General features: G+C 40.8%; 23 protein-coding genes. 19 read left to right on the top strand and 4 right to left on the bottom strand.

What is annotated here, in order from left to right; all coding sequences use genetic code 11:
- Positions 1-39: 39 nt before the first annotated feature.
- Positions 40-549: a Uma2 family endonuclease gene (locus WKT11_RS15700; RefSeq protein WP_117676494.1), complete on the bottom strand. Its 510-nt coding sequence runs from the start codon at positions 547-549 to the stop codon at positions 40-42.
- A gap of 353 nt (positions 550-902) precedes the next feature.
- Between WKT11_RS15700 and WKT11_RS15695 the strand changes: the two genes are divergently transcribed.
- Positions 903-2,570, top strand: a complete 1,668-nt coding sequence (locus WKT11_RS15695) for a glutamine--tRNA ligase/YqeY domain fusion protein (RefSeq protein ID WP_118410982.1) — start codon at positions 903-905, stop codon at positions 2,568-2,570.
- 96 nt (positions 2,571-2,666) lie between these two features.
- Here WKT11_RS15695 and WKT11_RS15690 read toward each other — a convergent pair whose 3' ends face one another.
- Positions 2,667-3,086, bottom strand: a complete 420-nt coding sequence (locus WKT11_RS15690; RefSeq protein ID WP_118411019.1) for a hypothetical protein — start codon at positions 3,084-3,086, stop codon at positions 2,667-2,669.
- A 233-nt stretch (positions 3,087-3,319) separates the two neighbouring features.
- On the opposite strand from WKT11_RS15690, the gene WKT11_RS15685 reads away from it, so the two are divergent.
- The 7 genes from WKT11_RS15685 (at position 3,320) to WKT11_RS15655 (ending at position 11,852) form a co-directional block, all read left to right on the top strand.
- Entirely contained in the window at positions 3,320-3,913 is a 594-nt protein-coding gene (locus WKT11_RS15685; RefSeq protein WP_117676492.1) for a Maf family protein, read from the top strand.
- A 6-nt stretch (positions 3,914-3,919) separates the two neighbouring features.
- Entirely contained in the window at positions 3,920-4,585 is a 666-nt protein-coding gene (locus WKT11_RS15680; RefSeq protein ID WP_117676491.1) for an HAD family hydrolase, read from the top strand.
- Positions 4,572-5,381 (top strand): HAD family hydrolase, encoded by an 810-nt coding sequence (locus WKT11_RS15675; protein ID WP_340285194.1) that lies wholly within the window; start codon positions 4,572-4,574, stop codon positions 5,379-5,381. Before WKT11_RS15680 ends, WKT11_RS15675 begins: the two co-directional genes overlap by 14 nt.
- A 1-nt stretch (position 5,382) precedes the next feature.
- The gene (locus tag WKT11_RS15670) at positions 5,383-5,640 is read left to right on the top strand and encodes a glyoxalase (RefSeq protein ID WP_117844711.1); all 258 of its coding nucleotides are present in this window, start codon (positions 5,383-5,385) and stop codon (positions 5,638-5,640) included.
- 313 nt (positions 5,641-5,953) lie between these two features.
- Entirely contained in the window at positions 5,954-8,698 is a 2,745-nt protein-coding gene (locus WKT11_RS15665; protein ID WP_340285193.1) for an Ig-like domain-containing protein, read from the top strand.
- Positions 8,699-8,841: 143 nt separating this feature from the next.
- Positions 8,842-10,911, top strand: a complete 2,070-nt coding sequence (htpG, locus tag WKT11_RS15660) for a molecular chaperone HtpG (protein ID WP_118410981.1) — start codon at positions 8,842-8,844, stop codon at positions 10,909-10,911.
- Positions 10,912-11,507: 596 nt separating this feature from the next.
- Positions 11,508-11,852 carry a sporulation initiation factor Spo0A C-terminal domain-containing protein gene (locus WKT11_RS15655; RefSeq protein WP_117676487.1) on the top strand — a complete coding sequence of 115 codons (345 nt, stop codon included), beginning with the start codon at positions 11,508-11,510 and terminating at the stop codon, positions 11,850-11,852.
- Between the two features lie 9 nt (positions 11,853-11,861).
- On the opposite strand, the gene WKT11_RS15650 is transcribed toward WKT11_RS15655, so the two are convergent.
- Positions 11,862-12,362, bottom strand: coding sequence for a DUF5721 family protein (locus WKT11_RS15650; protein WP_117676486.1), 501 nt, complete (start codon positions 12,360-12,362; stop codon positions 11,862-11,864).
- Positions 12,363-12,573: 211 nt separating this feature from the next.
- Here WKT11_RS15650 and WKT11_RS15645 point away from each other — a divergent pair, with 211 nt between their 5' ends.
- Together WKT11_RS15645 and WKT11_RS15640 are read left to right on the top strand one after the other, a co-directional pair.
- A complete protein-coding gene (locus WKT11_RS15645) occupies positions 12,574-13,413 on the top strand; it encodes a DegV family protein (protein ID WP_117676485.1) in 840 nt (279 codons plus the stop codon).
- Positions 13,414-13,491: 78 nt separating this feature from the next.
- Positions 13,492-13,962: a hypothetical protein gene (locus WKT11_RS15640; protein WP_181977704.1), complete on the top strand. Its 471-nt coding sequence runs from the start codon at positions 13,492-13,494 to the stop codon at positions 13,960-13,962.
- Positions 13,963-14,084: 122 nt separating this feature from the next.
- Here the strand turns inward: WKT11_RS15640 and WKT11_RS15635 are convergent, their stop codons facing one another.
- Complete coding sequence (locus WKT11_RS15635; RefSeq protein WP_008705499.1) at positions 14,085-14,285, bottom strand: cold-shock protein; 201 nt, start codon at positions 14,283-14,285, stop codon at positions 14,085-14,087.
- Positions 14,286-14,592: 307 nt separating this feature from the next.
- On the opposite strand from WKT11_RS15635, the gene WKT11_RS15630 reads away from it, so the two are divergent.
- The 9 genes from WKT11_RS15630 (at position 14,593) to WKT11_RS15590 (ending at position 22,520) form a co-directional block, all read left to right on the top strand.
- Positions 14,593-15,879 carry a dihydroorotase gene (locus WKT11_RS15630; protein ID WP_117676483.1) on the top strand — a complete coding sequence of 429 codons (1,287 nt, stop codon included), beginning with the start codon at positions 14,593-14,595 and terminating at the stop codon, positions 15,877-15,879.
- A 76-nt stretch (positions 15,880-15,955) separates the two neighbouring features.
- Positions 15,956-16,882: an orotidine-5'-phosphate decarboxylase gene (gene pyrF / locus WKT11_RS15625; RefSeq protein WP_117676482.1), complete on the top strand. Its 927-nt coding sequence runs from the start codon at positions 15,956-15,958 to the stop codon at positions 16,880-16,882.
- Positions 16,883-16,892: 10 nt separating this feature from the next.
- On the top strand, positions 16,893-17,681 hold the full coding sequence (locus WKT11_RS15620) for a dihydroorotate dehydrogenase electron transfer subunit (protein ID WP_117676481.1): 789 nt from the start codon (positions 16,893-16,895) through the stop codon (positions 17,679-17,681).
- Positions 17,681-18,583, top strand: coding sequence for a dihydroorotate dehydrogenase (locus tag WKT11_RS15615; protein ID WP_117676480.1), 903 nt, complete (start codon positions 17,681-17,683; stop codon positions 18,581-18,583). The genes WKT11_RS15620 and WKT11_RS15615 overlap by 1 nt, the downstream gene beginning before the upstream one ends.
- 110 nt (positions 18,584-18,693) lie before the next feature.
- Complete coding sequence (pyrE, locus tag WKT11_RS15610; protein ID WP_117676479.1) at positions 18,694-19,374, top strand: orotate phosphoribosyltransferase; 681 nt, start codon at positions 18,694-18,696, stop codon at positions 19,372-19,374.
- Between the two features lie 58 nt (positions 19,375-19,432).
- Entirely contained in the window at positions 19,433-19,585 is a 153-nt protein-coding gene (locus WKT11_RS15605; protein WP_178761025.1) for a hypothetical protein, read from the top strand.
- Positions 19,586-19,682: 97 nt separating this feature from the next.
- On the top strand, positions 19,683-20,156 hold the full coding sequence (locus tag WKT11_RS15600; RefSeq protein WP_117676543.1) for a VanZ family protein: 474 nt from the start codon (positions 19,683-19,685) through the stop codon (positions 20,154-20,156).
- On the top strand, positions 20,140-20,460 hold the full coding sequence (locus tag WKT11_RS15595) for a DUF6142 family protein (protein ID WP_117676478.1): 321 nt from the start codon (positions 20,140-20,142) through the stop codon (positions 20,458-20,460). Before WKT11_RS15600 ends, WKT11_RS15595 begins: the two co-directional genes overlap by 17 nt.
- Before the next feature lie 38 nt (positions 20,461-20,498).
- Positions 20,499-22,520 carry an aminopeptidase gene (locus WKT11_RS15590; RefSeq protein WP_117676542.1) on the top strand — a complete coding sequence of 674 codons (2,022 nt, stop codon included), beginning with the start codon at positions 20,499-20,501 and terminating at the stop codon, positions 22,518-22,520.
- Positions 22,521-22,636 lie beyond the last annotated feature (116 nt).

Here is a 22,636-nt window from a genome sequence, read left to right as displayed (position 1 = left end):
TTCAACGATAACAATCGGACAGCAGCCCCATTGACAATGTTAATATTCCCCAATATCAAATAGCTCATCAAAAGTTATCTTCAAATTTGGAAACATAACCAGTTGCAAATCTTCTTTATTCTGCGCGGTAACTGTTTTATAAAGATACGGATAACCAGTACCATCTTCTTTAAAGTCAAAAAGATAAATTTCTACAGATTTTTTTCTCCAGTCAACAATCCAGTACTCAGAAACACCGACTTTACAGTAAATATCCATTTTTTCGTGGCGGTCATATTCTTCAGTGGCATTGGATAAAACCTCCATTACAAAGCGAGGAATGCCGGTAAAAGAAATGTTTTTACGATCTCTCAGGTTGCAGATGATTGATACATCAGGAATGATTACTTTGTCGTCATTTTCACGCCATTCGTACTGAACACCGTCACCAAAAACACGACAAAGACTATCTTTAATCTGGCTTCCAATTTTAATAACGAAGTTGTTAATTACCATAGAATGTTCGAGGTAAGTTTTGCTTAAATCTTCGATTGGCAATGCGTTACTCATGTTGCTGCACCTCCTGAATATATTGGTATAATCGTATATATTGAGATAATTATAAGTGTTAACACAGATTTCGTCAAGAAAACCGGAAACTTAAAATGGCAAAACAGATGTCAGTATCAGCCTCAATAGTGCATAAAATAAGGCTTGCCACCATTGTGGAAACAGTTGACAGATGGAATTTCCAATGATAATATAAATTCATTCGTTTGTGCTTAATAGAAGGAAAATCAATATAGTTAATAAAATGTACTTATATTATAACTGAAAATAACGGATATACTGGTTTTGTGGGTACGGGCAGATAATGCAGTGACATGAAACATGTATAAAATACGAAAACAGGAGGGAAAAAGATGGAGAACGAAACAGTTTCCAAGAATTTTATTGAGAATATTATTGATAAAGATTTAGCAGAGGGTGTTTATGACACCGTGCATACACGTTTCCCACCGGAACCGAATGGATATCTTCATATCGGTCATGCGAAATCTATTCTTTTAAACTATGGCCTTGCTCAGGAGTATAACGGCAAATTCAACATGCGTTTTGATGATACAAACCCTACAAAAGAGAAAAGCGAATTTGTAGAATCTATTAAAGCTGATATCAAATGGCTGGGTGCTGACTGGGAAGACAGACTTTTCTTTGCATCTGACTATTTTGACCAGATGTATGAAGCTGCTGTAAAGCTGATCCAGAAAGGAAAAGCATACGTATGTGACCTGACAGCAGATCAGATCCGTGAATACCGCGGAACACTTACAGAGCCAGGTAAAGAGAGCCCATACAGAAACAGAACTGTTGAAGAGAATCTTCAGCTTTTCGAGGAGATGAAAGAGGGTAAATATGCAGACGGAGAGAAAGTACTCCGCGCTAAGATTGATATGGCATCTCCGAACATGAATATGCGAGACCCGGTTATTTATCGTGTTGCTCATATGACACACCACAGAACAGGCGATAAATGGTGCATCTATCCGATGTATGACTTCGCTCATCCGATCGAAGATGCAATCGAGGGAATCACACATTCCATCTGTACACTGGAATTCGAGGACCACAGACCGCTGTATGACTGGGTTGTAAGAGAACTGGAATATCCGCAGCCTCCGAAACAGATTGAATTTGCAAAACTTTACCTGACAAATGTTGTCACAGGTAAACGTTATATCAAGAAACTTGTAGAAGAAGGAATTGTAGACGGATGGGATGATCCGCGTCTGGTTTCCATCGCAGCACTGCGCCGTCGTGGCTTCACACCGGAATCTATCAAGATGTTTGTTGAACTTTGTGGTGTATCCAAGGCAAACAGCTCTGTTGATTACGCAATGCTTGAGTACTGTATCCGCGAGGACCTGAAACTGAAACGTCCGCGTCTGATGGCAATCATTGATCCGATCAAACTTGTGATCGATAACTATCCGGAAGGTGAAATTGAGTATCTGGAAGCTCCGAATAATATGGAGAACGAAGAACTTGGAACACGTAAGATGCCATTTGGCAGAGAACTTTATATTGAGAGAGAGGATTTCATGGTAGATCCGCCTAAGAAATATAAGAGAATGTTCCCTGGCACAGAGGTTCGTCTTATGAATGCATATTTTGTAACATGTACAGGATACGAAGCAGACGAAGATGGTACAGTACGCGTAGTACATTGTACTTATGATCCGGAAACAAAGGGTGGAAACGCACCGGATGGCAGAAAGGTAAAAGGAACAATTCACTGGGTAGAAGCAAGCCAGGCTGGCAAAGCAGAAGTTCGTCTCTATGAGAATATCGTAGATGAGGAAAAAGGTGTGTACAACAAGGAAGACGGTTCACTGAACGTAAATCCGAATTCTCTGACTAAAGTTACTGCTTATGTAGAGCCTGCACTGATGGAAGCAAAAGGCTATGACAGCTTCCAGTTTGTAAGAACAGGATTCTTCTGCGCAGATATCCATGACTCTAAGGAGGGAGCACCGGTATTTAACCGTATCGTATCTCTTAAGAGCTCATTTAAACTGCCGAAAGCATAATGCAATAAAAAATAAAGAAACAGCCAGGCGATTATTCGTCTGGCTGTTTGCAACATATAGTATAATTACGCTGTACTAGTGTGCCGACAAGTTGATTCATTCCTCAGATTCAGCTGCTGCCTCAATAGCTTCTTCGAAGTCTTTTGGATCGTCGGCATCTTCTTCCTCAGCATCTTTGATTTCAACTTCTGTGGCTGCTTCAGGAGCTTCTTCTGAATTTTCTGAATCAGATTCAGCTGCTACTTCGTCAGCTTTGTCTTCAGCACTGTCATTCTCTGCCTGCTCACCTGTATGTTCCCAGGACTGGAAATCTTCTGCAGTTTCAGCTTCTTCGTCAGCTTTTTCCTCAGTTTTCTCTTCTTCGTCTGTCAGATCAAAATCATCAAAGTCATCTTCAAAATCAAAATCCTCTTTGCAGGATCCTTTCTTTGCGATAATAGCGGCAACGACACCGGCAGCAGCTGCGGTAAGAGCGCCGACTGCAACAAATCCCCAGTATTTATTAATTTTAGCCATGATAATCATAAACTCCTTTCTGATATTCTCCTATTTCTGCGAATATGAAACAGATTAGTGATTGGTTATTCATATTTTAATACGTTTTGCATAAAAAGAAAAGCAAAACTTTTTCTGAAAGCAGTTGCATAGCAAAAAGATACAAGGTATACTATGACACGAAAGAAGAGGGGCGCTGATAAAAACACTTTACAGAATAACGGCGTTCGAACAGTAACAGAAGAGGTTTATATATGAGAAGAATTATCTTAGCATCTGCTTCACCCAGACGAAGAGAACTGCTGGAGAGAGCAGGCGTGAAATTTGAAGTGATACCCGCATCAGGAGACGAGAATCGGACTTCTGATGACCCGAAAGAGGCAGTTGCGCAGCTGGCAAGAGATAAGGCGGTTTCTGTTAAAGCGACAGTAGAGGATGCCGAAGAGGGAACTGTAATTATCGGTTCTGATACAGTGGTAGTGTTTCAGAATATGATTCTTGGAAAACCACACGATCAGGAAGACGCAGCAGATACTCTGAAGAAACTGCAGGGGAACACCCATCAGGTATACACTGGCGTTTCTGTATTGGAGAAAAAGAATGGGCAATGGCAGGAACATGCCTTTTATGAGAGTACAGATGTGACATTTTATCCGGTTTCAGATGAAGAAATCAGAGAATATGTTGCGACAGGAGAGCCTATGGATAAAGCGGGAAGTTACGGGATTCAGGGGTTTTTCGGAATATATGTAAAAGGAATTAATGGAGACTACAATAATGTGGTAGGGCTTCCGGCCGCCAGATTATTTTATGAAATGAAGAAATCAGGAATTGACTTGAGAGGATGACAAAAGATGATTAAGGCATGTATATTTGATTTGGATGGAACGTTAGCTGATACACTGGAATCCATGGCATATGTCACAAACGTTATCATGGAAAAATTTGGTTTAAAGACACTTCCGGTGGATAATTTCAGATATTACAGCGGAGAAGGTGCAAGCATGCTGATCCGCCGTGCACTTAAAGATGCCGGGGACCCGGAGCTTACTCATTATGAGGAAGGAGAGAGACTTTACAGAGAAATGTTTGCAGCAGATCCGATGTATAAAGTAGTTCCTTATAAGGGAATGCCGGAGACATTGAAAGAGCTGAAGAAACATGGAATGAAGCTGGCAGTCTGCTCCAACAAACCGCATCCGGCAGCTGTAAAAGTTATCGCGCAGCTTTTCGGAGAAGAGTTTGACATGGTGGTCGGACAGAGTGATGCAATCCGCAGAAAACCTGCTCCGGACGGTCCTCTGATGGTTGCGGGGAAATTTGGTGTAAAACCAGAAGAGTGCATGTATGTAGGAGATACCAGCACAGATATGAAAACAGGAAAAGCAGCAGGAATGTTCACAGTTGGTGCATTATGGGGATTCCGTGACCGTGAGGAACTCAACGAAAATGGCGCAGATATAGTTGCCGAAGCACCGACTGACTTAGTAAAGATTTGCGAGGAACATGGAAATGATTAAGTTAGTTGCCAGTGACCTGGATGGAACTTTGCTCTTAAATAAAGCACAATCTTTGCCGGAAGAGATATTTCCACTGATCAGACAGTTACAGGAAATGGGAATCATATTTGTTGCAGCCAGTGGCAGACAGTACCCGAATATGAGAAAACTGTTTGCACCTGTTGCGTCAGAGATTTCTTATATTTCCGAAAATGGTGCTTTGGCAGTAGATCATGGGGAAGTGCTGTATCAGGATTCTTTTGACAGGGAACTTGCAAATGAGATCATTTCTGCAATCATGGAAAAGAAAGATGCAGAGTTTACCTGTTCAGCAAAGGATTACCATTATCTGATGCCGAAGACAAAGAAATTCCATGATCATATGTTATATGAAGTAAAAAATGAGTGCAGATTTGTAAAAAGTCTGGATGAAATGACAGATCCGATTATGAAGCTGGCTGTATTTGAGCCGGGTGGTCTTACCGAAGAGTCCGTAAAATACTGGACCGGAAGATTTGGAAAAGACTGTGTGGTTGTTACGTCGGGAAATGAATGGATTGATTTTATCCCTTTTGGTACTAATAAGGCAAAGGGAATTATAGAATATCAGAAGAGATATCATATTTCGCCGGAAGAATGTCTGACATTCGGAGACGAATATAATGATATAGAGATGCTTAAGGCAGTAAAATATGGCTTTGCCATGGCGCATTCCAAGGAGGGGGTACGGGCAGCAGCGTCCTATGTGACAGAACGGGTTGAACCGATCCTTGAGAAGCTGATTTTGGCAAAGGGAGAAATTGAGGAGGTAATTTAAAATGTTTACAGAAGAATGTATCAATACTTTTCTGGAAAATCAGGAGCAGCTTTTTCCACAGCCGGTGGCAGAATCTTATGAGGCAGCAGAAGCTTTTCTTGAGGACTGCATGGCACAGGTAGTAGATTCTATCGAAGAGGTCAGAGAATATCTGGAAGAGATCGGAGCTGATGTGGATGGAATGACAGATGAAGAGTTGGAAGAAGCAAGCGAAGTTTTTGCACTGCCAGATGGAAAATATCTGATCGTAGAGGGATAAAACAACAGTATCTGTCTTGGAAATGATGGTATGAACGTTAACTATTGTTGGTAAATGGTGCAGGATAAGTACCCATAGGTGTAAAAGGTAATTTAGAGCTGCTGTAATGAAGTTTACAGTGGCTCTTTTTGATATTATAGGAAGAAAAATACAGATTACATTTTCTTAAAATACAGTGTTATAATGGCTTTATGCAGAGAATGAAGGAAATGTCATTGCCACTCATTGTAAATATCCTGCGAAATATATTGAGGAGATGCAATGAACAGTAATGAAATCACAATTCTATTATAAATGAAAAGGAGGACTACAGATGGAGAGAAGGAGATTTCTTGCAATCGTGATGACTGTGATGATGGTTATTTCATTGATTCCATCCATGGTTTTTGCGGCAGCTCCGTCAGGGGAGCTTGGTGGCAAGCTTAAGGTTAAAGGGCTTGCAGCAGTAGGGGTAACTGTGAGCGCGGATTACTCAAAGGTCACACCGGAGGGAGTGACAGATGAAGATTTTACTTTTTCCTGGTCAAGACAGACAGGAGAGAAGGGATTAACACAGATAGGGACTGAGAAAACGTATACGATTACTCAGGAGGATCTGGGATATAAACTGGAACTTGATATCACACCGATAGACGGAAGTGGTCTTACAGGAACGCTGACAGCCAAAACATTAGAAGTAGTGGCTACAGAGGATGAGGCGAAAGCCCTTACAGAGCAGAATCTGGATGAAACGGAGGAAGCACAGCTGGCGGAGACTACAGATGAAGCAGAGAACAATCAGGATTCTGAGAATCAGACTACTGATGAAACACAGACAGATGAGAATCAGAATGTAGAAAATTCACAGAATGATGAAGTGCAGGAAACAGAAGGCCAGCTGGATGAAACACAGACTGACTACGATAATGAGAGTGCACAGCAGACGGATGGTTCACAGGAAAATGCGTCTGATCAGACATATAACGAGACAGACAGCTCAGAGGGAACTGATGATTCTCAGATGAAAATCTATACAGAAGAACAGCTTCAGGTAGATGAAGATGGAAATGTGCAGACTGACAAAACAGATGAAAACGCAGAAGACACTGCGGGAAAAGACAGCAAAGAAGCTTATGAGGCTGTTGCATCTGTAGAAGACAGTGAAGATCCGGTTTGTGATTTTGGAACAGCACAGAGTGATCTCGGAGATGTTGAGGCACAGTATGTGCAGATCACAAATATAGGAAGTGAAACCTTAAATTTTCAGGAAATCAGTCCGGAACATTTTATGGTTGCTGATATTACAGAACCGTTGGCAGCAGGTGAATCTGTGAATGTATGGGTACAGCCAAGAGAAGGACTGGAAGCCGGAGATTATGATGATGTGATCACTTACGAGACAGAAGAGGGAACAGAGGTATCCTTTGAGGCAAAGATTACGATTGAGGGTGAATCATCTGACGCAGATGACGAGGATTTGGAACCGGTAGAAGATCCAAAAGAAGAACCGTCTGACACCACAGAACCGGCTGAAACACCGGATGATTCAAAGACATCAGATGATAATACAGACGCATCTCTTGAAGCACAGTCTTTGGATATAAATACCGGGACATTGAATTTCAGTGATGTTGAGGAAAATTATACACAGGCAAATGAGACTTTGTCTGTAACAGTAACAAACACAGGCGACAGTGCTGTTACACTGAGAATACCACAGTCAGAATACTTTAATGTACTGAATGAGGATGGAAGCGAAGCTGCATCAGGAACACAGCTTGCAAAAGGGGAATCCATTATGTTCATGGTACAGCCAAAGACAGGGCTGACTAAGGGAGATTACAGTGATACTCTGGTATTTGGAAGCAATGAAGAATCAGAAGTAACCGCACAGGTGACTGCTGAAATTTCAGTAAAAGAAGCACAACAGCAGATTACAGAGATTCAGGCAGATCCGGCCTCTGTTAATTATGATGATCTGAAAGAGGGGTATGATACTCCTGATTCAACAACAGTTACACTTACAAATACAGGAAATACAACTGTTTCACTGGTACAGCCGGTGGGAGAATATTTTAATATCGGAGAACTTTCTGCATCAGAACTGAATCCGGGAGATAGCGCTGAATTTACAGTAACTCCGGTAACAGGACTGACAGCCGGAGACTATATGGACAGTATCCAGATTATGCAGACAAACGCTGATGGACAGGAAGAAGTGCTGACAACAGTAAATGCTTCGATTACTGTTTCTGAAGTGGAAAAAATTTATAAATTATCTGTTGATCCGACAGAATTGGATTTTGGAAATACAAAAGCCGGATACGGCGAAGCACCGGAAGCACAGAAAGTTACTGTGACAAATGAAGGAAATACAAATGTTACTTTAAATACACCTTCAGCTAAGAACTTTAAAATTGGTAAATTTTCTGCTACAGAACTTGCACCGGGCGAGAGCGCGACATTTAAGATTCGTCCAAAAGAAGGCTTGAAGGCTGGTTCTTATACAGAAGCTATCGCCGTTAATACTGATCAGAACGTCAGTGCAAAGGTAAATGTCAAATTTACAGTTAAGACTGTTCGCAAAGCGAAGATTGCAGATCCGGCAGATAATAAGATCACAGGAATCAGTTTTGAGGGATATACAACGCAGTCCAAGATTACTTTCACTGCAGTTGGTGCAGGTATGGATAACGAGAGTCCTGGAAAAGGAGATGTCCGCTATGTACCATATAACTGGAAAGTAATCAACACAAACAGCTGGAGCAGTGCACCGTATACGGCAGCATTTGGAATTACAAAAGCAGGAACTTATACACTGACTGTTGTATTTGACCGCCAGATGTATAATGGAAAAGAGTGGGAAAATACAGGAGAGCAGGATACTAAACAGGTAAACTTCAATATTACTCAGGCACAGACAGTAACGGCAACTCCAACTCCACAGCCAAACGGAGCAACCGCAAAATCTGCTGTAAAGACAGGAGATACAACGAATATCGCGCCGTTTGTGATCATTCTGGTGATTGCGGCAGGATGTATCGCAGGTGTTGTGGTTTATAAAAAGAAGAAAAAATAAATACAAAACAAACTGTTAGCACTCATTTTAAATGAGTGCTAATTTTTTCTTGACTTTTGGATTAAATGGTATTACTATATCTCTCAGAGAAGCAACTACAGATAAAAAGTTGCAGTAAATACAAAAAAAGGAGTGTGGACAGCATGGCTGTAAAACATGGAAGTTTATCAATCAACAGTGAAAATATTTTCCCGATTATTAAGAAATGGTTATATTCCGATCATGATATTTTTGTAAGAGAGCTGGTATCCAACGGATGTGATGCGATTACAAAACTGAAAAAACTGGAAGTAATGGGAGAATATAATTTCCCGGAAGGATATAAACCGGAAATTCAGGTAATTGTTAACCCTGATGAAAAGACGCTGAAATTTATCGATAATGGTATCGGTATGACTGCTGAAGAAGTTGAGAAATACATTACTCAGATTGCTTTTTCAGGTGCAACCCAGTTCCTTGAGAAATACAAAGATAAAACAACAGATGACCAGATGATCGGTCATTTCGGACTTGGTTTCTATTCTGCATTTATGGTAGCAGATGAAGTACACATCGATACACTTTCCTATACAGAAGGTGCACAGCCTGTACATTGGTCCTGTGATGGCGGTACAGAGTATGATATTCAGGAAGGCAACAAGAATACAATCGGTACAGAGATTACATTATTCCTGAATGAAGATTGTCTGGAATTTGCAAACGAATATCGTATGCGTGAGATTCTGGAGAAATATTGTTCCTTTATGCCGGTTCACATTTATCTTTCCAAGGCAAACGCACCGCAGGAATATGAGACGATCGATGAAGCTGAATTAAGAGATGATGATGTAGTTGTTGAACATATTCATGAAGAAGCTAAGACAGAAGAGAAAGAAAACGAGAATGGTGAGAAGGAAGTTGTTGAAGTTTCCCCTGCAAAGGATAAAGTAAAGATCAACAAACGTCCGGTTTCCATCAGTGATATCAATCCTCTCTGGATGAAACATCCGAATGAATGTACAGATGATGATTATAAGGAATTCTACCGTAAAGTATTTATGGATTACAAAGAGCCGTTATTCTGGATTCATCTGAATATGGATTATCCGTTTAACTTAAAAGGTATCCTGTACTTCCCGAAGATCAATACAGAGTATGATTCTATCGAAGGAACAATCAAACTGTATAATAACCAGGTATTTATCGCAGATAATATCAAAGAGGTAATTCCGGAATTCCTTCTTCTGCTGAAAGGTGTAATTGACTGCCCGGATCTGCCGCTGAACGTATCCAGAAGTGCACTGCAGAATGATGGATTTGTACAGAAGATTTCCGAGTATATTTCCAAGAAGGTAGCAGATAAACTGACAGGAATGTGCAAAACAGACCGTGAATCCTATGAAAAATACTGGGATGACATCAGCCCATTCATTAAATATGGCTGCATCAAGGATACTAAATTTGCAGAGAAAATGGGAGATTATGTACTCTTCAAGAATCTTGACGGCAAATATCTGACACTGAAAGATTGCATTGAAGAGAACAAGAAAGAAACAGAAGAACCGGAAAATCAGACAGAAGAGAAGAAAGAAGATACTGCATCTGAAGAAAATAAAGATGCACAGGAGAAAGAGCCTGAGAAGACCGTAATCTTCTATGTAACTGATGAGGTTCAGCAGAGCCAGTATATTAATATGTTCAAAGAGGCAGGAAAGGATGCTGTTATCCTGAAACACAACATTGACAGTGCATTTATTTCCAGTCTGGAACAGAAACATCAGGATGTACAGTTCAAGAGAATCGACGCTGACCTTACAGAGGAAATGAAGGGTGAAGGCACAGCAGATGAAGAAACTGTAAAAGCACTGACAGAACTTTTCCGTAAGAATCTTCACAAGGATAAACTGGAAGTACATGTAGAGAATCTGAAGAATGAAAATGTATCTGCAATGATGACTCTTTCTGAAGAAAGCCGCCGTATGCAGGATATGATGAAAATGTACAATATGTACGGAATGGATCCGAATATGTTTGGCGGACAGGAAACATTGGTTCTGAATGCAAATCATCCGCTGGTTAAATATCTGGCAGAGAATAAGGAATCTGATAAAGCACCTGTAATCTGCGAGCAGCTGTACGACCTTGCAATGATGAGCCATAAACAGCTCTCACCTGAGGAAATGACAAAATTTGTTCAGAGAAGCAATGAGATTCTGCTGATGATAACAAAATAATCCGTCAGATAGTGAGTTAAGCGCCCATAACGAACAACAAGCTTATTGTTCTTCGCAACCTCCGCAGAAAACTTGCCTGATTCGGTTAAGATACGAGGTAAGGTGGATAGAATCTGCTTTGCCTCGTTTTTGCTCCAATTACAGTGAAAGTATGCTGTTTTAACCAAATCAAGTAAGTCCCCTGCTTCAATTGCGAAGAGCAATAAGCAGTGGGTGGGGACTTGCTTGTATCAGAAGGGGTACAAGCCCCTTCTGATAAACTGCGAAGCAGTTATTTGGTTATGAGCAAGTAGCGAAAGCGGATTGCGAATATCCGATTGACTAAATAAAAAACAAAATATAGTACTTTTTTGACGATTGGTATTGACAAACGTCTTATAAATTTTTATGATTAAATTGCTGATATTTTAATAACATGTCGAATCCATAAGAAGTATAACGGTTGCCGTATGCTTTATATATGGTAACTGGGTAACGGAAATTCCGAATGACAATTACTGTATCTTCCATTTACGTTATGAAAAAATGTGTGTAAATAAAAGAGATACCAGACCTGTGATCATACAGGCTATGGAGATTGTTAGGAGGAACGAAGTATGACTGAAGTGTATGGAATTATTAGAAAATTAGGTGCAACGTCAAAGTATAAGGGATATTATTATGTTGCAGATGCTGTGGAGATGGCACAGGGAATACATGAACGTCCGGTTAAGGTGACGAAAGATATTTACCCGATCATTGCGAGAAAATATAAATCAACACCTTCTAATGTAGAACATAATATCAGGACATTGGTAAATTTGTGCTGGATGAACCATAAAGATACATTGCAGGAAATCGCAGGATGTACAATGTCAGATAAACCGACTAACAGTGAGTTTATAGATATTCTGGTGTATTATCTGTATTGTTCTGCTAAAGCAGGAACAGGTAACAAATAATAAGGCCGCTTATAATTTCTCACAGGAAATATGATGACTGGAGAAAAAAGTGACCAGAGAATCATCCCAGAGATGTTCCAGACGTTTGTCCAGGCTGAAGGAAGTGTAGGAAACACCTGTTGTACATAAAAGTGCCTGATTTTTATACTGGATATTCAGATAGAAATTGCGGACGGGAATGTCTGAAGGGAGACTTTCATTTCTTAACAAAGACTGCACCTGCTCGTGAGAAAGCTCAAATACGATTTTGAAATTCAATGGTGTGCGTTTGCCACGTATAACAGAGAAACAGAATGGTTTCACATCATGCCACAGAGAATATTCGGCGGATTTTTCCAGAAGAGCAGATTTTGTATCTGTATCAAAGAAATCGTGCTGAAGTTTGCCGTTGATAGTGAAAGTATTGAAAGTTGTAATAGATGATTCAATAAAGGAAAAATGATCAAATACTTCACCAATCAGGAGCTTATTCATAAAATCTTTTATATCAATAATTCTTAAAGCGAGCATACAACACCTCTTTTACAACACATTTTTTATAATACTTATTTCGTGGATTCAACAGCGCTCCCTGTATTTTGCAAGGAGCGTTTTCTTATTATAAATCACTTTTGAAAAAAAGAACAGCGTTTTTATGAAAAAGCCTTTTCAAATGTAAATCAGTATGATAATATATATCTGGTATTGAATACTACATATAATGGAAAAGAGGACGATATAATTGAGATATAAGATTGTCATAGATAGTTGTGGAGAACTTTTGGATGAATGGAAAGATGATGAACATTTTGAATCAGTCCCTCTGACTTTGATGGTGGGAGCTGAGCAGATCATAGATGATGAGACGTTTGACCAGGCGGCTTTTCTTAAGAAAGTGGCTGACTGCCCGGAATGCCCGAAGTCAGCCTGCCCGTCACCGGAGAGATATATGAAGGCGTATGATTGTGAGGCAGAGCATATTTATGCAGTAACTTTATCTTCTGAATTGAGTGGATCTTATAACAGTGCATTGCTTGGTAGAAATCTTCTTCTGGAGGATCATCCGGATAAAAAAATCCATATATTTAATTCACGTTCCGCATCTATCGGACAGAGCCTGATTGGAATGAAAATCCAGGAATGTGAAGAAGCGGGAATGAGCTTTGAAGAGGTGGTGTCAACAGTAGAACACTATATTGAAGGACAGCATACATTCTTTGTACTTGAGAACCTTGATACATTGAGAAAGAATGGACGCCTCAGCAAGGTGAAAGCTTTAGTGGCAAGTGCATTAAAGATCAAGCCGGTTATGGGATCTACAGATGATGGAAATATCTGTCAGCTGGATCAGGCAAGAGGAATGAACCGTGCCATGATCAAAATGGTGGAACAGGTGATAGCAAAAACTCCGGACAGTGCTGAAAAAGTGCTGGCAATCAGTCATTGCAACTGTCCTGCAAGAGCACAGGTGCTCAAGGAAGCTTTTGAGGAAAGAATGAAACTTGCGAAGATCGTAGTTCTTGACACAGCAGGCGTAAGTTCGATGTATGCAAATGACGGCGGAGTGATCGTTGCTGTATAATAGATTGCCTATTTTCTTTTGCAATAAAGTGTGCTATAATCAGAAAATACGAAATATTAGATGCAAAGGAGATATATCATGAGCCAGAAGAAAGTCGATGCTTATAAGGCCAGAAAAGGACAGCATAGCAAAGCAGACAAGAAAGAAAAAATGCTTTTTGGACTGGAAATGTTTGCCTGGGCATTTATTTGTGTTGTGATCGTTGCATGGATTGGCTATTCTGCATATGCCAAAGTAACAGGAGCCAAAGAGAATGTGGTTCAGAATACAGTAATGGATACTACTGCGCTTGACAATTACATTTCAAATATGACAACAGATACAACGGATGATGCAGACAGCACAGATGCTGATACAACAGATGCAGATGCTGAAGATACAACTGCTTCTGAAGACACAGACAGCGAGGACACAGTTACAGATGATACTGCCACAGATACAGAAGAAACCGCTGATGATAAAGAATCAACAGACGATACTGCATCCACAGATGACGCAGAGACAGAAAGTACAGATTCTGCTTCTACAGACAGCACAGACGCTGAATAAGATCAAGTTTTTATAATTAAAAAAGCCAAAAAAAATCCCCGGATCATCCGGGGATTTTTTGAGGTTTAATCCGTATTTAAAAGTGCGGAATTCAATCCTCTCACGTTATTGAAAATTATGAATTATAATTTTGTAACGTTTGCAGCCTGCATTCCACGAGCGCCTTCTGTTAAGTCGTATGTTACAGCCTGGCCTTCTTCAAGGGATTTGAATCCTTCACCATTGATAGCGGAGAAATGTACAAATACGTCTGCGCCGTCTTCACCAGTGATAAATCCGTAACCTTTTTCTGCGTTGAACCATTTTACAGTTCCCTTGTTCATGTTGTTACCTCCATAAAAAATAAAAAAATTATATAGCTTCTGGCAATAAAAAAATCACCAGATTTTACAGATTATATACCAGTATATAATCTCTAAAAACCAGTGACTATACATTAAATAATCCAGATATGAATTGATTATATCTCCCGCATTTTGAAATGTCAAGCAAAAAAGACCGCATAGAAGCAAAAAAAGACTTTATAAAATAAGCGGTTTCGTGTATTATGTATATCAGAAAGTTACTGCTTTGTAATCAACATAGATGATAGAAAGTATCTAAAGTACCACAACGAAGGGAGAGAATTGCATGGGTATTCTGATTCGGGGAGGGCGTATCGTAGATGCAGCCACCGATACTGATAAAAAAGGCGATGTTTATCTGGAAGACGGAGTGATCACTGAAATTGGTGAGAAACTTTCAGTAAAGGATAAAAATGACAGAGTGATTGACGCGAAAGGATGTCTGGTAATGCCAGGCCTGATCGATCTTCATGTTCATTTCAGAGATCCTGGACAGACACAGAAAGAGGATATAAAGACAGGTTCCCGCGCTGCTGCGAGAGGTGGAGTGACAACTGTTGTTGCCATGCCAAACACAACGCCGGTTATTGATAATCCGGACCGTGTAAATTATGTACACAATAAAGCAGAACAGCTTTCCGGTATTCATGTGCTTCAGGCAGGGGCAATTACACAGGGAGAGAAAGGCGAACAGCTTTCCGATATTGAAGGAATGGTAAAAGCAGGAATTCCTGCGCTGTCTGAGGATGGAAAGTCAGTTATGAATACCAGACTCTGCAAAGAAGCGATGGAAGTAGCTAAGGAATTGAATGTTCCGATTTTTGCACACTGTGAGGACATTGACCTGCGTGGAGATGGTTGCATGAATGATGATGAGAATGCAAAGAGACTGGGATTGCCAGGTATCTGCAATGCAGTAGAGGATGTGATCGCAGCAAGAGACATTCTTCTGGCAAGAGAGACAGGTGCAAAGCTTCATCTCTGTCACTGCTCTACAGAAGGCGTTGCCAAAATGATGGAAATTGTAAAGGAAGAAGGTCTGGATAATATCACAGCAGAGGTTTGCCCACATCACTTTATTCTTACTTCAGATGATATCAAATGTGATGATCCAAATTACAAAATGAACCCTCCTCTTCGCACAAAAAAAGATGTAGATGCACTGATCAGGGGGCTGAAAGATGGTTCTTTTAAAGTAATCAGTACAGACCATGCACCACATGCTGTACCTGAGAAGACCGGCTCAATCCGAAATGCAGCTTTCGGTATCGTAGGAATTGAGACAAGCTTTGCATTATCCTATACAGCACTGGTAGAAACCGGTATTCTTACAATTTCACAGCTGATCGAGAAAATGAGCTGGAATCCGGCGCAGATTCTCGGAAGTGACAGGGGAACCATCCAGAAAGGCCATCCTGCAGATATTGTCATCGCAGACATCGGCCATGAATACAAAATAGATAAAAATGAATTTGCTTCCAAAGGACGCAACACTCCATTTGACGGATGGAAAGTAAAAGGAAAGATTCTTTACACTATCTGCGATGGAAAAGTTGTGTATCAGAACGTATAAAATGATATCAGGGTCAAAAGACCCTTTGATTCTGACGTCATAAAATCAAGAGATAAATATTCAGGAGGAAAGACTCATGATCAACAAACTTATTGAAAAAATCCAGAAAACAAACGCTCCTATCGTTGTAGGACTGGATCCAATGCTTAATTATATTCCACAGCACATTCAGCAGAAAGCATTTTCTGAACTGGGTGAGACATTAGAAGGCGCAGCAGAGGCAATCTGGCAGTATAATAAAGGAATCGTGGACGCAGTCAGTGATCTGATTCCGGCTGTAAAACCGCAGATCGCCATGTATGAGCAGTTTGGTATTCCTGGATTAATGGCATACAAAAGAACAGTTGATTACTGCAAGGAAAAAGGCCTGGTGATTATCGGCGACATCAAACGTGGTGATATTGGATCTACATCCGCTGCATATGCAGTAGGACACCTTGGAAAAGTTCAGGTGGGAAGCAACAAAATCGCAGGATTTGACGAAGATTTCGCAACTGTAAACCCATATCTTGGATCAGACGGTGTGAAACCATTTATCGACGTATGCAAAGAAGAGAACAAAGGTATCTTTGTACTTGTAAAAACATCCAATCCGTCCAGTGGAGAATTCCAGGACAGAATCATTGACGGCCGTCCGCTTTATGAGTGGGTTGGTGAGAAAGTTGCCCAGTGGGGCGAAGAACATATGGGAAATGGCTACAGCTACGTAGGTGCTGTAGTAGGTGCAACTTATCCTGAAATGGGAAAAACACTCCGTAAGATCATGCCGAAAACATTTATCCTGGTACCTGGCTATGGGGCACAGGGTGGCAAAGGTGCAGACCTTGTACACTTCTTCAATGAAGATGGACTTGGTGCGATCGTTAACTCTTCCCGTGGAATTATCGCAGCTTACAAACAGGAGAAATATGCTTCCTTTGGTGAATTAAACTATGCAGATGCATCCCGTCAGGCAGTAAAAGATATGATTGAAGACATCAGCAGTGCTTTAAATAACCGCTAGGAGGCGCAGAATGAGCGAGAAAACAAGAGAAATCTGTACCATTGTAAGCCAGGAGAGCATCGGTGCAGGTATTTACAGTATGTGGATTCAGACCGATAAGATTGCAGTGGATGCGAAACCAGGTCAGTTTGTATCACTTTATACAAATGATAAATCTAAAATTCTCCCGAGACCGATCAGCCTCTGCGAGATTGATAAAGCAAATAAAAGACTTCATCTTGTTTACAGAGTAACCGGACCGGGAACCGGCACAGATGAATTTTCAAAACTGAAAGCCGGAGATACGATTCCGGTTCTCGGACCGCTTGGAAATGGTTTTCCGGTAGAGAAAGCACAGGGAAAGAATGTATTCCTTATGGGCGGTGGAATTGGTGTTCCTCCGATTCTGGAACTGGCAAAGCAGATGAAATGTGAGAAGAAACAGATCGTTGCAGGATACCGCGACTGTCATACTTTCCTCAGGGAGGAGTTTGAGACAGCAGGAACACTCTATATTGCTACAGAGGATGGCAGTGTAGGAACAAAAGGCAATGTCATGGATGCTATCAGAGAAAATGATCTAAATGCAGATATTATCTATGCGTGCGGTCCTACTCCAATGCTCCGTGCGATCAAACAGTACGCAGAAGAAAATGAAATTGAATGCTATATTTCTCTGGAAGAACGTATGGCATGCGGGATTGGTGCCTGCCTTGCCTGTGTGTGCAAGTCCAAAGAGAAGGATGCACACAGCAATGTGCATAACAAGAGAATCTGTAAGGATGGCCCGGTATTTCTTTCTACGGAGGTGGAAATCTGATGGATATGAGTGTAAATATTGCCGGCATAGAGTGGAAAAATCCGGTAACAGTGGCATCCGGAACTTTTGGTTCAGGAGCAGAATTTGCTGATTATGTAGATATTAATAAACTCGGAGCAGTAACAACCAAAGGTGTGGCCAATGTTCCATGGGCAGGAAATCCTACTCCGCGTGTAGCAGAAGTTTACGGTGGTATGATGAATGCTATCGGTCTGCAGAACCCTGGCATTGACCTTTTCTGTGAGAGAGACATTCCGTTTCTGAAGCAGTATGATACAAAGATCATTGTCAATGTATGTGGTCATGCACCGGAAGAATATCTGGCAGTGGTAGAACGTCTGGCAGACCAGCCAATCGATATGATGGAGATTAATATTTCTTGTCCGAACGTAAATGCAGGTTTCCTTGCATTTGGACAGGACGCACATCATGTAGAAGAACTCACAGCCCAGATTAAAAGGATTGCAAAACAGCCGGTGATTATGAAACTGACACCGAATGTTACAGATATCACAGAGATTGCAAAGGGAGCAGAAGCCGGTGGAGCAGATGCGGTATCCCTGATCAATACTCTGACAGGTATGAAAATCGATATCAACAGAAAAACATTTGCACTTGCAAACAAGACAGGCGGTGTTTCCGGACCAATCGTGAAGCCAATCGCAGTCCGCATGGTATATCAGGTAGCCCAGGCAGTAAACATTCCAATCATCGGTATGGGCGGAATTTCCTGCGCAGAGGATGCTATCGAGTTTATTCTTGCAGGAGCAAGCGCGGTATCTGTTGGTACAGCGAATTTCCATAATCCTGCAGTGACGATGGAGGTTATTGACGGAATCGAAGCATATATGAAGAAGAATGGATTTGATTCTGTTAAAGATATGGTTGGTATTGTAAAATAAAAATACTATTAAGTTCAAAAAACTTTATCGCGCAGATACGAATTGATTTTGGACTTAAAACCTTGGTATTATTAGATTAATTGCAATAAATACAGGAGGCAGAACATAAGATGGAACAGTATAAACAGGAATTTATTGAATTTATGGTAGACAGTGAAGTACTGAAATTTGGAGAATTTACTCTTAAAAGTGGAAGAAAGTCTCCATTTTTCATGAATGCAGGTGGATATGTAACAGGTTCTCAGTTAAAGAAACTTGGCGAATACTATGCACATGCGATTCACGACAAATATGGCGATGATTTTGACGTACTTTTCGGACCGGCATACAAGGGAATCCCGTTAAGTGTTGTAACAGCCATCGCATTCAGCGAATTATACGGAAAAGAAATTCGTTATTGCTCAGACCGCAAGGAAGAGAAAGACCATGGTGCAGACAAGGGAAGTTTCCTTGGAAGTAAATTAAAAGACGGTGATCGTGTAGTTATGATCGAGGATGTAACCACATCCGGTAAATCTATGGAAGAAACAGTACCAAAGGTAAAAGGTGCGGCAAATGTAGAAATCGTTGGTCTGATGGTTTCTCTTGACCGTATGGAAGTTGGAAAAGGCGGCGTGAAGTGCGCACTTGATGAAGTGCATGACCTCTATGGCTTTGAGACAAATGCGATTGTTACCATGCAGGAAGTAATTGAACATCTTTACAACAAAGAGTACAAAGGAAAAGTAATCATTGACGATACTCTTAAAGCTGCGATTGATGCATATTATGAGCAGTACGGTGCAAAATAAATGAATAAATGTGCTTTGGTCTGCGATACACAGGCCTGACATGAAGGTGAGGATGACTATGAACGAAAAAATATATAAAACCATGTCTTCCACAGGAGCATGCAGTCTGGCAGTCGGAATCATTGTACTGACAACAGGAATCGTAACAGGGATTATGATGATCGTAAGCGGTGCAAGACTGCTGAAAAAGAAATCAGATATATTGATATAAAAGACCGCATAAACCACATGGGGAAATTTTTCGAACTGTCTGTATCAGACCGGGAAATTGCTCTGTGTGGTTTTTCAGTCAGAAACAGGAGAAAACATTGAAGAAAGAAACAAAGCATATCATACGGACACTGGGAACGGTTCTGTTTATCCTGTATGTTCTGGCACTGATTTATTTCCTTTTCTTTTCAGAAGAATATGGAAGAGTAGCAATGGAAGAACGGGAATACAGGTATAATCTGATTCCGTTTGTTGAAATACGACGTTTTTGGGTGTATAGAAAACAGCTGGGATTTCTGGCGGTCTTTACAAATCTTTTTGGAAATGTGATAGGCTTTCTGCCCTTTGGATTTATACTGCCGGTTATTTTGGAGAGAATGAGAAGCGGATGGCTGATTATACTGGCAGGATTTGGACTTAGTGTTACAGTGGAAGTAATCCAGCTTATTACCAAAGTTGGATGTTTCGATGTAGATGACATGATACTTAATACAGCGGGGGCAGCGCTGGGATATCTGCTTTTTTTTATCTGCAATCACCTGAGGAGAAAGATTTATGGCAAAAAGATATAGATATGCATTTGCAAAGAAAAAGGAAGCGCAGAAGGGTAAGTTGTCGACCGGTCTGGCGGCAGCTTCCCTGCTTTTATTTGTGACTGCAGTTTTGCTGTCCTTTTTTTTGAAGGGAAAATTTGGATACATTGTAGGCGGTGTCAGTCTTTGTGCGATGTTGCTGTCTATATATGGATTCACAATGGGGCTTAAGAGTTTCTCGGAAGAAAACAGGACACATCGCACAAGCATGATTGGGTCTATTGCAAATGGAATAATAATGATTGGCTGGCTTGGGATTTTCCTGATGGGAATTTCAGGCTGAAAGACAAAAAGGAGGGGAATAATTTGGACGAATGGGTTATGGAACGATATGAACTGGCAAAAGAAAGAATTGCCCAGATACCGCAGGAAACGATCGTGGAAGAGCCATATCGTGATTTTTTTGTAAAAGAAGCTGCGTTTTTACAGCAGATCATCACTGTAATGGATAATGGAACGCAGGGAAAAAACTTTGTAGAACTGAAAGTGCAGAATCATGAATTATACCAGGATATCCTGCCACAGAATTATGAGAATTCTTATGGAAATCCGGCCTATGCACAGAAGATGCTGGGAGAATACGGAAAGGTATTTACATTCCTGTATACAGAACTTCATGGTGGGATTGCCTATGCTTTTGAAAAGAAAGCATGGGATCTTACGGTTATACTGGAACTGTTTCTGGAAATCTATTCCGCATTTGCGCAGGAGGAAATTCCTACTGAGAAACAGGTGAAGGAGATTCTTGTCTCTTATGTAAATGATTATTGCCAGGATATGGTAGAAGAGCGTATCAGAGAAGCGATTGATCCTGAAAATAACTTCATAGTGAAATTAATCATGGAATCTGATCTGAATGATTTAAGCTATTTGTATCAGTCAGGTGAGTATGTTTCAGAGAATGAGCTGAAAACAGCGGAGTTTATGAATTCCCTTTCCCAGAAAGAAATTGATGATATGGCACGTACCTATACAGAAGGATACCGTATCGGCTTTATTACAGGAAGAAAAGATATTACCAGGAAAAAGACCGTTAATATCCGCTATCATCTGGGGTTTGAGCGTATGGTAAAAGCTGCTATCTGTCAGTTTGAAGAGATGGGACTTAAAACAGTGATCTATCGTCATGCACTTCATGCAGTAAACAGACGTAACCAGTTCAGAAGTGGATTTACAGGTGGAATTGCGAACCCACAGTTTGATTACGACCACAGACAGGACTGTGCGTTATTTATGGATTCTGATTTCGTGAAACGCAAACTTCGCGCAATGCAGACATCCTATGATGAATATGCAGAACTGGCAGCGGTACATGGTGGACCGGCGGTAATCGAGACATTTGGTGAAATTCCATTTTCACCGGTAAGCAAACCAGAGAGCTGGACTTTTACAGAGGCACAGCAGAAACAGCAGCTGGAACTGGATAATGAATCCAGCCAGATCACAAACCGCTATATCAAAGGTGATGAGAGAAGTTTTACGATTATTGCATATCCGGTGCCTGAAATCGGAGAAAATTTCCCTGAGATTTTCCGTGAGATCGTGAAAATCAATACACTGGATTACAAAAAATATCAGAAGATCCAGCAGACGATCATTGATACTCTTGACACCTGTGAATGGATAGAAATCAAGGGAAGGGGAGAGAATGAGACAGATCTGCTCATTCATCTTCATACCTTGACAGATCCGAAGACACAGACAAATTTCGAAAACTGCGTGGCGGATGTGAATATTCCGTTAGGTGAGGTGTTCACTTCTCCTGTGCTTGCAGGAACCGGCGGAATGCTTCATGTTTCCAAGGTATATCTGAATGGATTGCAGTTCAGGGATTTGAAACTGGTATTTGACTGCGGACAGGTTATTGACTACAGCTGCTCCAATTTTGAGACAGAGGAAGAGAACCGCAAATATATCGAGGATAACATCCTGTTCCATCATCCGAAGATTGCAATGGGAGAATTTGCAATCGGAACGAATACGACAGCTTATGTGGCCGCACACAAATATGACATCGCGGATAAACTTCCGATTCTTATCGCAGAGAAGATGGGACCGCATTTTGCGGTAGGAGATACCTGCTACAGCTGGGAAGAGGATACTCCGGTTTATAATCCTGATGGAAAAGAAATCATTGCAAGAGACAATGAGATTTCTGAGATGAGAAAAGATGATGTCAGCCTTGCTTATTATGGATGCCACACAGATATCACGATCCCGTATGATGAACTGGGAAGTATCCGCACTATTGATGATGAGGGTGAAATGACAGCAATCATTGAAGATGGAAGATTTGTACTGCCGGGAACAGAAGCACTCAATGAACCGTTTGGGGATGAATAATAGTCAATAAAAAAATTATTAGTTCATCAAAATATTTCTTTGCTCCAATATTATTGACAGAAAAAGGGAATCTTAGTAGAATCTACGGTTAGAGAGGGTTTTGAAAAAATCTTTTC

The organism is Blautia sp. HCN-1074 (assembly GCF_037890165.1).
Classification (GTDB): domain Bacteria; phylum Bacillota; class Clostridia; order Lachnospirales; family Lachnospiraceae; genus Blautia_A.
This window is presented reverse-complemented; position numbering and strand designations above follow the sequence as displayed.

Coding starts and splice junctions, on each gene's coding strand:
- WKT11_RS15700 (WP_117676494.1), bottom strand. CDS start 549: ATGAGTAACGCATTGCCAATCGAAGATTTAAGCAAAACTTACCTCGAA.
- WKT11_RS15695 (WP_118410982.1), top strand. CDS start 903: ATGGAGAACGAAACAGTTTCCAAGAATTTTATTGAGAATATTATTGAT.
- WKT11_RS15690 (WP_118411019.1), bottom strand. CDS start 3,086: ATGGCTAAAATTAATAAATACTGGGGATTTGTTGCAGTCGGCGCTCTT.
- WKT11_RS15685 (WP_117676492.1), top strand. CDS start 3,320: ATGAGAAGAATTATCTTAGCATCTGCTTCACCCAGACGAAGAGAACTG.
- WKT11_RS15680 (WP_117676491.1), top strand. CDS start 3,920: ATGATTAAGGCATGTATATTTGATTTGGATGGAACGTTAGCTGATACA.
- WKT11_RS15675 (WP_340285194.1), top strand. CDS start 4,572: ATGGAAATGATTAAGTTAGTTGCCAGTGACCTGGATGGAACTTTGCTC.
- WKT11_RS15670 (WP_117844711.1), top strand. CDS start 5,383: ATGTTTACAGAAGAATGTATCAATACTTTTCTGGAAAATCAGGAGCAG.
- WKT11_RS15665 (WP_340285193.1), top strand. CDS start 5,954: ATGGAGAGAAGGAGATTTCTTGCAATCGTGATGACTGTGATGATGGTT.
- htpG (WP_118410981.1), top strand. CDS start 8,842: ATGGCTGTAAAACATGGAAGTTTATCAATCAACAGTGAAAATATTTTC.
- WKT11_RS15655 (WP_117676487.1), top strand. CDS start 11,508: ATGACTGAAGTGTATGGAATTATTAGAAAATTAGGTGCAACGTCAAAG.
- WKT11_RS15650 (WP_117676486.1), bottom strand. CDS start 12,362: ATGCTCGCTTTAAGAATTATTGATATAAAAGATTTTATGAATAAGCTC.
- WKT11_RS15640 (WP_181977704.1), top strand. CDS start 13,492: ATGAGCCAGAAGAAAGTCGATGCTTATAAGGCCAGAAAAGGACAGCAT.
- WKT11_RS15635 (WP_008705499.1), bottom strand. CDS start 14,285: ATGAACAAGGGAACTGTAAAATGGTTCAACGCAGAAAAAGGTTACGGA.
- WKT11_RS15630 (WP_117676483.1), top strand. CDS start 14,593: ATGGGTATTCTGATTCGGGGAGGGCGTATCGTAGATGCAGCCACCGAT.
- pyrF (WP_117676482.1), top strand. CDS start 15,956: ATGATCAACAAACTTATTGAAAAAATCCAGAAAACAAACGCTCCTATC.
- WKT11_RS15620 (WP_117676481.1), top strand. CDS start 16,893: ATGAGCGAGAAAACAAGAGAAATCTGTACCATTGTAAGCCAGGAGAGC.
- WKT11_RS15615 (WP_117676480.1), top strand. CDS start 17,681: ATGGATATGAGTGTAAATATTGCCGGCATAGAGTGGAAAAATCCGGTA.
- pyrE (WP_117676479.1), top strand. CDS start 18,694: ATGGAACAGTATAAACAGGAATTTATTGAATTTATGGTAGACAGTGAA.
- WKT11_RS15605 (WP_178761025.1), top strand. CDS start 19,433: ATGAACGAAAAAATATATAAAACCATGTCTTCCACAGGAGCATGCAGT.
- WKT11_RS15595 (WP_117676478.1), top strand. CDS start 20,140: ATGGCAAAAAGATATAGATATGCATTTGCAAAGAAAAAGGAAGCGCAG.
- WKT11_RS15590 (WP_117676542.1), top strand. CDS start 20,499: ATGGAACGATATGAACTGGCAAAAGAAAGAATTGCCCAGATACCGCAG.